The following is a 12,812-nucleotide window of genomic DNA, read 5'->3' as shown; positions in this document are numbered from 1 at the left end:
TGAGCAGCTTGATTGATATTGTAGTCGCTACACACGGACCACTAAGCAAAGCTTTTGAAGAAACAGTAACGCTCATTGTCGGAGAAACAACCCCCATCACTTATGTTGGCTTCTTTCATGGCGATGATGTAGAGCATTTAGAACAAGAAATTCAATCGAAAATCTTTACTTCTTTAGAACAAGGGAGACAAGTTTTGGTTTTTATCGACCTGCTGGGTGGCAGTCCATCAAATCGGAGTGCTTTAATTTTAAATAAACTGAACGAGAATACGCCCAATGTCGAGTTCGTCGCTGGTGTGAATCTCCCGATGTTAATCGAAGCGGTCGTTAACAGTCAGACAGTCGGAAATGTTCAAGAACTTAAAGAAAAAGCGATCACCGCAGGCAGTGAAGGTATTGCCGACTTAAAGCAACTATTTAATGTGAATGGAGGAGATCCGTCGTGAAATTATTGCCTTCGTTAATGTGTCTCGATTTTTCTCAGGTTGATTCGGAAATTAAAAAATTAGATGAAGCAGGTGTTGATGGCTATCATATTGATGTTATTGACGGACACTTCGTCAAAAGCTTTGGATTAGGACAGCAGGATATTCAAGCGGTACAAAGAGTTTCCAAGAAACCACTGGATGTCCATTTGATGACGGAATCCCCTTATCAGTTTATCGATTATTTTGAATTGGTTTCGGGTGATATGGTTCATATCCATCCAGAGGTAGATCCTGAACCCAGTAAAACAATTCAAAAAATAAAGGAAAAGGGACTTAAAGCAAGCATCGTTCTAAGTCCAAGTACTTCTATTTGCACCATTCAAGAGTTGTTGCCAATGGTGGATGCCGTTCTTGTAATGACTGTTAATTTAGGCTTTGCTGGACAAAAATATCTTGATCTTGTCGATGCAAAAATTCAACAGCTTGCTGATTTAAGAGAGGAAAAAGCTTATTCCTTTGAAATCTATACAGATGGGGCAATATCGCCTGATAAAATAGAGAACCAGCTCAAAATGAGTGTGGATGGATTTGTCTTAGGTACCTCTGCTCTATTTAAAAAAGAAGAGACTTACGATAATCTGATTAAATCTTTGAGAAGCCTAGAAGCATAACAAGACAATTACAAAGATTGCTTTCGACTTCTGATGGACTTAAAAATGAATACTGTTTTTTGTTGAAAAAGCTCATAAACTTATGAAACACACTAATAACCATATGTGAAAGTAGATAGCACAGAACAATCCAATATGTGGAAATAAATGGTATACATTGCGGCTCTAAGGAAATGATCAAGTTCCTGGAGTCGTTTTTTCGGTTGAAAGGTTTTCTAAGTTTAAAATGCTATAGAGAAAAATCGAAAAATAAAAATCCCGACTTGGAATTGGGTATGAAGTAAATATTTTTCAAATTCATTGAGCAATAGTTTCCAGTAAAGATTTCTAAGGCACCCACCAATTCCATACTGCCAGCCACTTATTTTTGCAACAGTTTCCTTATATCCTCTGAGAGTTTCGAAGCAGCTAGATCTTTCTAAAAAATATTCTGTTGTCAATGAACAAATTCTTCAATCCAGCTTCCATTTATGTAGCAGAAAAATAGTAACCCTCTACTCAGATAAGAGGTGCCGCGCGCTGGCACCCCAGTAGCACCATTTAAGACGGTGACTGTGGAACTAGAAGAGTAGAATCTATTTCTTGTTCTGTCGATCAATGGTGATGATCAAGGTCGCAAAGGCAATTGCCAGCGTCAACGCTTGAAACACAGTCATGGCGGAGAATCCTTTCCTAGGGTAAGCATCCAAGCATCCCTCCTTTATAGAGTTCAGCCACCGCCAGAAACACTGCTCAATCAATCATCACCACCTTTGTGACAGGTAAGGGCAGGAGAGAAAGACAGTTTAGCGTTTCTTCTTCGTCCCTTTTTTCTTCTTCTTGGCTTCATGAAAGGCTCGGACTCGGTCTACCTGAGCCTTCCGTGGGTTGATCGGTTTAGCAGGAGCTTCAGATTCCTGTGATTCAGTCACTTCAAGCAGTTGTTTGGCTGAATCATTTGGAAGATTCTTAGGTTTGATGGCTTCAGGGACAGGTGCAGTTGGAATAGCGGTTGGAGTTGTTCTCTTTACAATACCAGCTGTGCTATCTTCTACTATTTTAGTTGAAACCGGTAATGCTGGTTTTTGTTCAGCTGACGCAACAGCTTCTACTGTTATCTCAGACTTCTTCTCTTCATTAACAGGCAGTTCTTTAGCTTCAGAGACTTGGGATACTTCTTCGGTCACAAATTGTGGCGCAAATACATTATCGGGATCTGCTACATACGCCTGTGGAGCTGGCTTTGATAAATCAAAGAGCGGTGTTTCAATCGTTTCCACGAATTTAGCAGAAACCACCTTTTGGAATTGCTTCACATTGTCTTTCTCAAATAGTTTCAGTGTGGTTAAAGTCTCTAAGGATGTACGAATTTCCTCAGGTGTTAGATTTGGATTAGGTTCATTGTAAGACCAACGGTGTCTTTTTCCCATTTCGTCTTCAAATGAAGCATTTAGTTTTAACATATAGATCTCTCCTCTTTTTGGGTTTAGTTAATTAGTAGTCAGGAACTTTCTGCTGCAGACAGAACAGCTCCAAGGGTATTGGCTTCAGTAACTTTAAATAATTCAGTGGTGACAGGCTCAGCTGGGAAACATCGGGCAGTCAGCTTCTGCCACTCATCTTTGGTAAAATAGTCCGCAAAGAAAAAGAAGTAACGGCGAAGGGCACGGTTAACGGTTGCTTTGGCAAATAAATGCCGTACCAATCCCTTCATAAATAAGTGAAAGCCTGTGTCGCCTAGCTGGTAACGAACCTTAGCGGCTAGTAAAACTTGGATAGTGACAGTACTGTCCTGTGTTTCTTGATAGAAGTTCAGAATTTCTTCTTCTAATTTTTCTTGTTTTGAATGAAACAGCTGATGAGTGGTAAAAGGCTGTTCTGACATCGATTAATTCCTCCTTTAGCACCCGCAGGACTCAGACTGCGGGGCTATTTTTAATGTTTTCAGTATTGTTTTTAGTGATGACTTCGAAAATGTCTAAGTGAACGAAGCTTTTATAATAAGTGACTAAAAGATCGTTGTTTCTTTGGTAGTAATAAATTCAGCACTTTGGATCGCCGCAAACTGACGAATGCCATGCTTTTGAAACAGATTTAGTTGAGTCATTCTCTCAAGTGTTTCCTTCATTTCTTCTGCTGTTTTACTCGTATTGGGCGTTTCATAAGACCAAGTTTGCTTCTTCCCATCTTCCGTTTGAAATCTAGCGACTAGTTTAGTTGTAGGCATAGTTAACCTCCTTTATTTAGTAACTCGTGTTTGGTTTGTCACGATTACGCTGTCTAACGAACTATCCGGTGCCAGGTCAGCCATTATTTCCCCTAATGCTACGATGTCGGCTTCCGCTGGATTATTGACGATATTGCTGAAATTGACTTTCTTTTGTTTGTCTTCGCCATTCTGTTCAATTTGGACCTGCAATTTTGTTCCTAGTAGTTGGATCATTTTTTTCATTCCTCCAATGGTGTTGTTTTATTTTTCGTTTTTGTGTCCCGGCCGGTGACTAAACAATAAATAATTTTTCAAAAAAAAGCTATAGGGACCCCAGAGTATAATTCGGGCTTACAGGCCCTTTTCAAAAATCAAAACCTTGATTTAACAGGCTTTTGATTTTTGAGAAAGTGGAAAAAGGGGCTGGGGTACCAGAAAAGTTTTTTTAATCGGGGTGTTCTCCTTTTGCGGTAAAAAGCCGATAAACCCTGATATACCAACGAAAAGAGCAGTTTCAGCTTTTTTGAGAAAAAGATAAAATAACAAAAAACGAAAAAATAAGAACAACCAAAGAGGCAGTTTCACCTGATGAAAGGGAAACTACCTCTATTTTCTAGTTATTTATTTTTGTCTGATCATACGGACTGTTCATCCAAAGGGAAGGCATCGAAGCCGCGATTTCTCTCTGCTTCAGCCTGATAGTGGGCCGTCCAGCGAGTCGAATATTGGTGATAATAAATCCCAGACTCGAAAGGAAATTGTTGTAAAACCGGCTGCTTGCTTAACAGGAGTCCGAATGGCGTGTCTGGCAATTGTAAATAGTCCAGCGGTGTCCCGTAACGTGATCGTTTCGTTGGCCAAGGCAGATCCCGTTCGGAACAGGCAAAAGCCAGGGCCGCATTCGCGGCATATTTGATAATGGTTTCTTTGCGGGTTTTGACAACCGCTCCAGGGCCACTGGCCATCTTGATGTAGGTTCGGCCAGAGTCTTCCCAGACGGTGTGAATGGATAAAGGATTAATCCAGATCGTATGCTCAATGGTGGTTAGCGGAAAAAGCACATACAGGGCATTCACCATGGGATGCAGGCGGCTCTGAAAAACGTTTAAATGCTGGTGTAAATGAGTGAACACCTGACTGGTAAGAGGGTAGTCATAGAAGGTTAGCGCTTCTTCCTTCCGCCGTAAGGTGGTCAGCGTTTTGAAGGGAGAATGGTAACACTGGTTCTCATCATAAAAGGTGAGGGTTGCGTTTTGCCCAGGGATTGGCAGAACAAGGTGGGTCTGCATAATATCCAAGGTTGGGTAAATAGGATCGGCTCGCTCTAATTCACGCGCCCAATCTGGACCCCATTCTTGGCAGTTTAACAAAATATCGCTTTCATTCATCCATAATTCTTCATTTTTTATAGGTAACATTGATTCTCACTCCGATCATTTTTTAGGGTATAATTTTTACTTGTCCCAGTTATTAAGGGGATACTAATATAGTACATTTAACCAATTCATTTGGGAATAGTGTAATTAATAAAAAACACTAGTTAATAACTTTTATAAAATGAAAAATTCACAAACTTCTATTTGTAAATTCCAATAAACTATGTCGTTGTATTATAATGAAATGAGGGGAAAATTAGATTTATACTCGTTTTTGTAGTGGAGAGAGGTTAAAAATGATCGTTCGTAGCGGGAAATATATCTTAGTGTTAACAAAACTAAGAGGAATCGAGAAATCAAAACAAAATCAGTTGTAAAATTTATTCTTAACTGAATTAATTATAGAATATGCGCTTAGAATACGCAATATCTTTTAAAAAAATAATTAATCTGAATCGTTTTATTTATTGTTGGAAAAAGAAGAAATAAAGAATGGCAGTAGAACAGGGTTCTCTATTTACCGTCAAAAATTCCGTCATTCTATAGAAAGGAAATTATTTATGCGCAGAGGAGAAAATATCTATCGAAGAAAGGACAAACGTTGGGAAGGGCGTTATTCTGTTGGCAAAAAAGCGAATGGAAAACGGAAATACCGCTCGGTATACGGCAAATCCCTTCAAGAAGTCCGCCAGAAATTGTATCCATTGAAGCTAAAGTATCAATTGATCCAGGAAACCCAGGGAGGAGCGTGCATCCTATTAGAAGAATGGGGACAGCGCTGGCTCTATGAGGCAGAAGAGCACGTGAAGCAATCAACCCATGCCAACTACAAGCACAAATTAACGCATTACGTCTTGCCGGTGATTGGCAATTATGCGCTGAATGAACTGGATGAAGCAGCTGGTTTAGAGTTGCTGGAATCATTAAAAGCACAGGAACTTAAGGCTTCGACGATCCAAGTCATTTTCCGAATTGTCAATCAGTGCATTCATTCTGCCATTACCAAAAATCTTTTGAAGGCTGCTCCCTTTGCTTCAGTAAAATTACCAAAGGCAGTTAAAAATAAGCATCAGGCCTTAACAAAAAAAGAACAAAAGTCATTGGAGACAATTGCCTTAACAGAAAAGACCAGTAAAGGATTGCCAATACTTCTGGCTTTGCATGCTGGCTTACGCATTGGCGAAGCCTCGGCGTTGGCTTGGCAGGACATTGATTTTGATGACAATACTATTCACGTCCATTCAACCTTTCAACGTGTCTTTTGTGTTTTGGACAAGGAGAGTAAAACAGAGCTGATTCACACCAGTTCTAAAACAGAAGCTTCTGCCCGGTACATTCCTATGAGTGGTCTGTTGAGAGAATTATTGTTGAAGCATCAAGCAGACTCAACTGGGGAATTTGTCTTTTCAACCAAAGAAAACCCGGCAGAGCCGCGTCTATTGACCTATCACTTTCATAAGCTGCGGAGTAAAGCTAAGCTGGAACACATCCATTTCCATCAGCTGCGCCATACGTTTGCGACCCGCTGCATCGAGAGCAAAGGGGATATCAAGAGTGTTAGCCAGCTCATGGGCCACAGCTCAGCGAAGTTAACGTTAGACACCTATACTGATTCGATGTTGGAGCAACGAATCAAGGTGGTCAAACAGATGGAACGAGCCATCAGCTAATAGCTTTCACTTACAAAAAGTAAGCATTTTAGTTATCGGGCAACTCTTTTTTCGTTTTTAAAGAAAGCGCTTACTTTGTTGGATGTAGATGTCTGTCTCACTAAAACGTGTTTCCCTGAAGAATCGTTTCAAGGATCAACGCAGTAAATTGAAAAAATTATCCGAAATATTCTCTCATTATTTATTAATTTTTCTTCATTTTATTTTTCACAAACTTTTTAAACCGTCAAAGACCGTCAATTGGCGGTTTTTTATTGTCTTCATAGGATTGTTAGTTGGTTCTCTTGGTCTTGTTAAAACCAAGAAATAAATTTCATGAGTTAAGAGGGGCAATCAGTGACTAAATGAATCGATTTTTCCAATTAAAAATGGCGTTAAAGCAATTGATGCGACCATTTTTCTTTATTTATTTCATTGTTAAGTAGTAATAAATTAAGTTGTTACAGATAGTCAGGAGGGAACAAAATGGAGATTCACAGACGCCACCCGCTAGTGGAAGCATTTCATTACGATCGCATCCAAGAAGATACAGAGGAACAGCTCCTCAATCTAAGTATTCTTCCTTTGGAAACGGAACATCCAGAATCACAAGAACACTACACAAGTACAGTGGGCACCCGATTAGATTTCTCATTAGCGGTTAAGAAATTTAAGATTTCAGGCGGCATCACTCAAATTAATCACATAAAAAATAAACAGGTTGAAACCCAGAAAGACCTGACCGAGGCTGAAATTGCGGAATTAGCCACCCCCTTATTAGAGCTTGTGCAACGGTTAACGTATGAAGTCAGTGAAATTGCCTTAAATGAGCCAGGGACTTCATTTGATTTTACTCAAGTCGGTAATCCAGATTTACCTATAAATAAGTTAAGTATATAGAAAGCACCCCGGTTGTTCAAGCAACCAATGGAGATGGATAGGAGAGGAAAGAGTTGAAAAGAAGGCAAAGGTATCAGCGAATGTGGGAACAAAAAGTCTTTCGATCACGCAGTAAACATCCGACACTAAGGAAAGGGATTATTGGAACCACAACCTTGTTGGGGTCAGCTTCAATTGCCATAAACAGCACCTCTGTGTTGGCTCATGCGGCGGAAGGCACCCTTTCAACGGAGAATACGATCAGCGGGAAGGCAGCGTCGACCAGTGAGTCGGTAACAGTAGAACAGCCAACCATTTCCTCAGCTGCTCCAACGGAGACAAAGGAAGATTCCAAACCTGTAAATGAGGAGATTCATAATGAGGAAACAATCACTGCTCCTTCTGAGGGAGGATCAGTTAAAGAGGAAGGAAACGTGTTAACGCCTGATTCGGAAGACGAGGAGGAGACTGAACCAGTACCTACTCCCATCCCTGATCTAAGTGACCCAGAAGAAAAACCGACTCCTACTCCTAAACCGGAAGAGAAGCCAGATCCAAAGCCTGAACCAGAAAAACCAAAGCCTGAACCAGAAAAACCAAAGCCGGAGCCTGAACAGGAAACTCCGGCACCAGAACCGTCCAAACCAGTTGAACCAGAAAAAGAGACCCCCACTCCTCAATCTGAGTTTGAAGTCATTTACGTGCAACAGCCTGCACAACAACCGGTCCAAGAGCCAGTAACTGAACCGATTGTTGTGCACTCCCCAGAGAATATCGTGCCCGTTGGTCCGCAACAAACTACTGCTAGTCATGGTTCAATCAAATTTGATCGGAACTTAACGACGACAGAATTTATTGAAGAAATTGGCGAATCGGCACGAAAGATTGGGCAAGAACAGGAACTTTATGCGTCGGTCATGATTGCTCAAGCCATTTTAGAATCCGGTTCGGGCGGCAGCCAATTGGCACAAGCACCGAACTATAACTTATTTGGAATTAAGGGAGCACACGAAGGCAAGAGCGTTAGTTTCGCCACGCAAGAAGATACGGGTGGTGGCAACATGACCACGATCCAAGCCAGCTTCAGAGCCTATGACGATTATGAAGATTGCTTTGAAGATTATGCGAAATTATTGAAAGAAGGGATTTCTGGCAATTCTGATTTTTATAAAGGAGCTTGGAAAACGACTACTGAAAACTATGAAGAAGCGACAGCATTCTTAACAGGCAAGTATGCCACAGATACTTCTTACAACAAGAAACTAAATGGCTTAATCGAAACCTATAACTTAACACAATACGATCATCCGAAAGAAGAATCTGAAGCCACCAATCAAGTGGCTTCATCCGGTTATTTACTGCCATTGAATGATTTCGTTGTATCAAGTCCATTCGGAATGCGCGGTAGTGAATTTCACCGAGGTATTGACTTAGCCGCTGGTGAAGGCATGCCAATCTTTGCCAGTAAAGCAGGAAAAGTTTTGGTTGCAGAGTACCACTACTCTTGGGGCAATTACGTCGTGATTCAACACGACAATGGAGAAACAACCTTGTATGCCCATCAACGCAACTTCGCAGTCAATGCCGGAGAGCGGGTCGAACAAGGACAAACGATTGGCTTTGTTGGTTCAACCGGTAACAGTACCGGCAGCCATTTGCACTTTGAATTGTGCTTAGATTCAACCTTAGCGGTGGAGCGGCTGGTTGATCCAGCAACAGTGTTGTTTTAGGAGGGGGAGTTCCATGAAATTCGATTCAGAAAAGATTAAAAAAACCACGTTTCCAGTGGCATCCTTTTCCGGTTACCGGAAATACGATGTGGACGATTTCCTGCACTATGTCGCCAAAGATTATCGGCGCTTTGAACAGGACAAGGAAGACCTGCAAGAAGATATCGAAATGATCACTGTTCGGCAGAAGAAGCAGGAAGACGAGTTCAGTAAAGAACGTTCGCGCTATGTCATCGAGCTGCACGAACAAAAACAGCGAACGGAAGAGCTGGAAGGACGTTTGAAGCAATTAGCTTGGGAAAAAGAACAAGAAGCGACCAAGCAGCCCAGCAGTACCTTCCAAGAAGCCATTCTAATTTCGCAGGAAACAGCGTTAGAAATTGAACGCAGTGCCGAAAAAGAAGGGGCTAAGATCATTGAAGAGGCCCATGTCGAACGCGGTCGCATTATCAAAGAAGCCAAAGAAGAGAAGACGAACCTTTTAAAGCAAGCCGAAACCAGTCGTCGAGCGATCCAGCAACAAGCCAATCAGGTCTTGGCTGCAGCCGAACAACGGAAGCAGGAAATAGAGGCCCATTGCCAACAAGAATTAGTGAAGCTGGAACAAGAAAAGGAAATGATGCTGCAACAGGCCAAGCATGAGTTAAGTCTACTAGCAGAAGAGATGGCGCAAACCAAACAGGAAATCGACGCAGCTAAGCGGGAAGAAATCAATTTCCGCGATACGCTGATCTACGATTATAAAGCCGCATTAGCTAAAATCAACGATGTGAAATGGCAAAACTGGGCAGGAACCTTTGATGACAAGCTGCACCAAATCCAAGCGTAGAAAGGAAACAAGTCAATGAATTTTGAAGCAATTGAACTGCGCAAGCTCACCTTTAAGAAGAATGCTTTAGGCGGCTTTCGACAGAGTGATGTCAATGATTTTTTGCGAAACGTGGCCGATGACTATGAGACCTATGACGAACGGATCCGTCGTCTGATTGAAGAAAAGGAAAAACTAGAGACCAAGCTAACGTCAAAACAAGCCGGACAGAACCGTTTGACTACCCAACAAGAAACGGAAAAGAACGACTTGTTGCAGAAGATTCAGCAGTTAGAAACGGCACTGAATCAACTAAGAACACAAAAAGCCGAGTGGGACCAATTCAAGCAGCTGCATCTAGACTACCAAGACATCACCAAGATGAAGCGAATTGCCCAACAAACACTGGAAGCAGCTGAGAAAGCAGCCAATAAACTACTGGAAGAAGCCGAACGGAAAAAGACTAGTATTTTAACCACTGCTCAGCAACAAAAACATACGTTGTTAACCGAAGCGGAACAACAACAACAAGCCCTAATGAACCAAGCCGAAGAAGAGCGCCTGCAAAACCTCTTCAGCAGCAAGCTGGAAATCAGTGCCCTGCAAAAAGAGCAGGAGGAATGGGCGGTAAAGTTAACGGCTCAACAACAATTGCTGGAGAAAAAACAGCACGACTTGTTGCAGCTGAAGGCCTCGATCCATGACGAGATTCAGACCTTCGCTGGAATGATGACCGCTGCCAGACAGGAAATTAGTCAAGAATACACGGCAAGTATTGAAGCCTTAACAAAGAAAAATGAAACAGTCCGAAAGGAAACACAAGCCAGACAACCATCCACCACGCAGGTGCTGGAACGGGAGAAAGAGGTCATGTAAGTGAAGAATGAAGAGCCGCGACTCACGTCCATCTATGATCCTTTTGTGCTGCGCTACCTGATGCTAGGGGAAACTTTCACTCATAAGGTCGTGTCTCTCTATGATTTTAAAGAATACAAGACCTTGAAGGAAATCCTCCTACTGGCCGATCGAATGAAGGAGCTGAGGCAATGATGACACAACTACTTCAAACAGCATGGCTTTCTTCTATGGATAGTGCTGTGGGTGCTGGCGGATTTAATTTCAAGCGAATCCTGATTGCCCTCACGTTTACCATGATGGCTGTACGGTATTTACAAAATCGGTACAAGCATCGGCAAATTACCGCAGAAGAAGAGAATCAACGGATTGAAGCTATCTACGAAAAGGATGAGAACGGTTTGTATCCTTGGGAAGCCGATACCGATGACAGCCCGCTGCGTGTGACACCAGAGAGTAAACCAATTGTGAACAGATGGGGACCGAAACGCGGCCGATGGCGTTAAACATCGGCAAGAAGATTGTTGGAGAAGGGAACGTTTTTGAGTGGAGCAGCAAGTAACCAAATTGGAAAAGTTAATCAAACAAGTGCCGATTGAGACAGCAGAACGACTGGTATTTTTATCAGTTTCTAAAGGGAATAATCGCGCCAAAGTAAAAAATATCCGCACAGCACGTTTAGAGGACTGCCTGGAGTGGCTAAGAAAAGAACTAAAGAAAGCGAAAGACAAGCAGACATACATCCGAGTAGATGTAGTTAAAATAATCGAGGAATGCACGTATTTAGAACTCATGCGCAAGCTGTCAGTCGTCACCCGCAACAATTACTTTCGGTCTGGTATCGCCTTTGACAAGAAATTCAATACGGCTTTTCTAGCAGAAGAATTGATGGGCAATGCCTTGATCAAGCCTTCAGCCAATCATCGGGTGGGCTTTAATTCACCCGAGTTGTCCTTTGATCAAAAGAATATCGATAGCTATATGAAGAAAAAATACGGACAGACACTAAAGAATAAAATCGCTCAGCGGAAATTCTATGTGTTCGATACGCAAGGGTATTACTTGGAAAACGGCGAGTGGCTAACCTTAGCTACCCAACAGGAGCAAGCAGGAGTGCGAACCGTCGATTATCAAACACTGCCACCGGCTATTGATGACGCAATAACCCAAGGAGCCGCCTTCTTACAGCGACAAATAAAGGATTCCGGCCAGTTCATTTATGGCTACTATCCCACTTATGATTATAAGCTGACCGGGTACAATTCCGTTCGGCATTTCTCTAGTTTGTATGCTTTGTTGGAAGCGCAGGAATATCTGAAACAAACCGAAGAGTTGAAAGCGACAGAACAAGGATTGGATTGGGGATTAGCCAATCTAACGATTCAAAAAGAAGATGCCTTATACATCAAAGAAAAAGCGGGCTCAGGAATTTCCGTAAAATTAGGTGCTCAGGCTTTAGCTGTTTTGGCTTTAGCGAAGTTCCAAGTGATTACTAGCAATACCAAATATGAAGCCGCGATCAATCAACTGATTTTGGGTATGGAACGGCACTTTGTCGATGAAAAAGGTGAAACCACCCATATCTTAAATGAGAATCTTGAGACCAAGAAGAAATTCAATATTATTTACTACGATGGCGAAGCGGTTTTTAGTATCTTGCGTGGCTATGCGATCACTAAGAATCCACAACACTTAGAACTAGCGAAAAAACTGTTTGATCGCTTTGTAGCGAAGAACTATGAACGCTATCACGATCATTGGTTGAGCTACGCCACGAACGAAATTTTGTTGTACTTGAAAGACAAAAAATATTATGAGTTTGGTTTAAAGAATGCCTTTGAAAACTTAAGTTTCATTGAACATCGGGATACCGCGTATCCAACCTTACTGGAACTATTAATGGCAGCCATCAAAACGACGGATCAGTTAAAAGCATCCGATGACTATAAAAAAGGGCAATTCACTGAATTTGTCTCAAAAACTGATTTCTGGCGCTTACAACAAGTGGCGATCAAGCGAGCTGTGATTGAAATTGAAAAAGGGGTCATGCATCCCGAAATGGCGCTGTTCATGAAACGACCAGATAAGATTGTGAATGGTTTCTATACCAGACATGATAAATTCCGTATGCGGATTGATGATCAGGAACACTTCTTAAGTGGACTGATCAATTTCTATACCTATTTTTACACGGAGTAAATACGCATCAAAGGGGAAATTAGCAAAAA

At 41.8% G+C, this 12,812-nt stretch carries 16 protein-coding genes; 10 read left to right on the top strand and 6 right to left on the bottom strand.

The window, feature by feature from the left end; translation table 11 throughout:
* Window positions 1-8 precede the first annotated feature (8 nt).
* Entirely contained in the window at window positions 9-446 is a 438-nt protein-coding gene (locus IGI49_RS20820; RefSeq protein WP_429965666.1) for a PTS sugar transporter subunit IIA, read from the top strand.
* A complete protein-coding gene (locus IGI49_RS20815) occupies window positions 443-1,099 on the top strand; it encodes a ribulose-phosphate 3-epimerase (RefSeq protein WP_429965667.1) in 657 nt (218 codons plus the stop codon). The genes IGI49_RS20820 and IGI49_RS20815 overlap by 4 nt, the downstream gene beginning before the upstream one ends.
* A 575-nt stretch (window positions 1,100-1,674) precedes the next feature.
* On the opposite strand, the gene IGI49_RS20810 is transcribed toward IGI49_RS20815, so the two are convergent.
* From IGI49_RS20810 to IGI49_RS20785, 6 genes are all read right to left on the bottom strand, one after another.
* Window positions 1,675-1,788 (bottom strand): putative holin-like toxin, encoded by a 114-nt coding sequence (locus IGI49_RS20810; RefSeq protein WP_347298847.1) that lies wholly within the window; start codon window positions 1,786-1,788, stop codon window positions 1,675-1,677.
* Between the two features lie 96 nt (window positions 1,789-1,884).
* The gene (locus IGI49_RS20805) at window positions 1,885-2,541 is read right to left on the bottom strand and encodes a DUF2922 domain-containing protein (protein WP_429965668.1); all 657 of its coding nucleotides are present in this window, start codon (window positions 2,539-2,541) and stop codon (window positions 1,885-1,887) included.
* Between the two features lie 38 nt (window positions 2,542-2,579).
* On the bottom strand, window positions 2,580-2,963 hold the full coding sequence (locus tag IGI49_RS20800; RefSeq protein ID WP_429965669.1) for a hypothetical protein: 384 nt from the start codon (window positions 2,961-2,963) through the stop codon (window positions 2,580-2,582).
* Between the two features lie 123 nt (window positions 2,964-3,086).
* Window positions 3,087-3,305: a DUF2922 family protein gene (locus IGI49_RS20795; RefSeq protein ID WP_429965670.1), complete on the bottom strand. Its 219-nt coding sequence runs from the start codon at window positions 3,303-3,305 to the stop codon at window positions 3,087-3,089.
* A 12-nt stretch (window positions 3,306-3,317) separates the two neighbouring features.
* A complete protein-coding gene (locus tag IGI49_RS20790; protein ID WP_429962996.1) occupies window positions 3,318-3,521 on the bottom strand; it encodes a hypothetical protein in 204 nt (67 codons plus the stop codon).
* A 401-nt stretch (window positions 3,522-3,922) separates the two neighbouring features.
* Window positions 3,923-4,705 carry a hypothetical protein gene (locus IGI49_RS20785; protein ID WP_429965671.1) on the bottom strand — a complete coding sequence of 261 codons (783 nt, stop codon included), beginning with the start codon at window positions 4,703-4,705 and terminating at the stop codon, window positions 3,923-3,925.
* A gap of 518 nt (window positions 4,706-5,223) precedes the next feature.
* Here IGI49_RS20785 and IGI49_RS20780 point away from each other — a divergent pair.
* The 8 genes from IGI49_RS20780 to IGI49_RS20745 all read left to right on the top strand — a co-directional run bounded on the left by IGI49_RS20780 (window position 5,224) and on the right by IGI49_RS20745 (window position 12,783).
* Window positions 5,224-6,333, top strand: a complete 1,110-nt coding sequence (locus tag IGI49_RS20780; protein WP_429965673.1) for a tyrosine-type recombinase/integrase — start codon at window positions 5,224-5,226, stop codon at window positions 6,331-6,333.
* Window positions 6,334-6,798: 465 nt separating this feature from the next.
* Window positions 6,799-7,212, top strand: coding sequence for a DUF1149 family protein (locus IGI49_RS20775; protein WP_429965674.1), 414 nt, complete (start codon window positions 6,799-6,801; stop codon window positions 7,210-7,212).
* Window positions 7,213-7,265: 53 nt separating this feature from the next.
* Entirely contained in the window at window positions 7,266-8,921 is a 1,656-nt protein-coding gene (locus tag IGI49_RS20770; RefSeq protein ID WP_429965675.1) for a glucosaminidase domain-containing protein, read from the top strand.
* A gap of 13 nt (window positions 8,922-8,934) precedes the next feature.
* Window positions 8,935-9,750 (top strand): DivIVA domain-containing protein, encoded by an 816-nt coding sequence (locus tag IGI49_RS20765; RefSeq protein ID WP_429965677.1) that lies wholly within the window; start codon window positions 8,935-8,937, stop codon window positions 9,748-9,750.
* A 15-nt stretch (window positions 9,751-9,765) separates the two neighbouring features.
* Window positions 9,766-10,605, top strand: coding sequence for a DivIVA domain-containing protein (locus tag IGI49_RS20760; RefSeq protein ID WP_429965678.1), 840 nt, complete (start codon window positions 9,766-9,768; stop codon window positions 10,603-10,605).
* Window positions 10,606-10,779, top strand: coding sequence for a hypothetical protein (locus IGI49_RS20755; protein WP_429965679.1), 174 nt, complete (start codon window positions 10,606-10,608; stop codon window positions 10,777-10,779).
* On the top strand, window positions 10,776-11,090 hold the full coding sequence (locus IGI49_RS20750) for a hypothetical protein (RefSeq protein WP_429965680.1): 315 nt from the start codon (window positions 10,776-10,778) through the stop codon (window positions 11,088-11,090). Before IGI49_RS20755 ends, IGI49_RS20750 begins: the two co-directional genes overlap by 4 nt.
* A 40-nt stretch (window positions 11,091-11,130) precedes the next feature.
* Window positions 11,131-12,783: a hypothetical protein gene (locus tag IGI49_RS20745; RefSeq protein WP_429965681.1), complete on the top strand. Its 1,653-nt coding sequence runs from the start codon at window positions 11,131-11,133 to the stop codon at window positions 12,781-12,783.
* The last annotated feature ends 29 nt before the right edge of the window (window positions 12,784-12,812 follow it).

The organism is Enterococcus sp. AZ071, assembly GCF_050499065.1.
GTDB lineage: Bacteria > Bacillota > Bacilli > Lactobacillales > Enterococcaceae > Enterococcus_A > Enterococcus_A ferrettii.
Note: the sequence above shows the minus strand (reverse complement) of the source record. Positions and strands in the feature narration are given on the sequence as shown.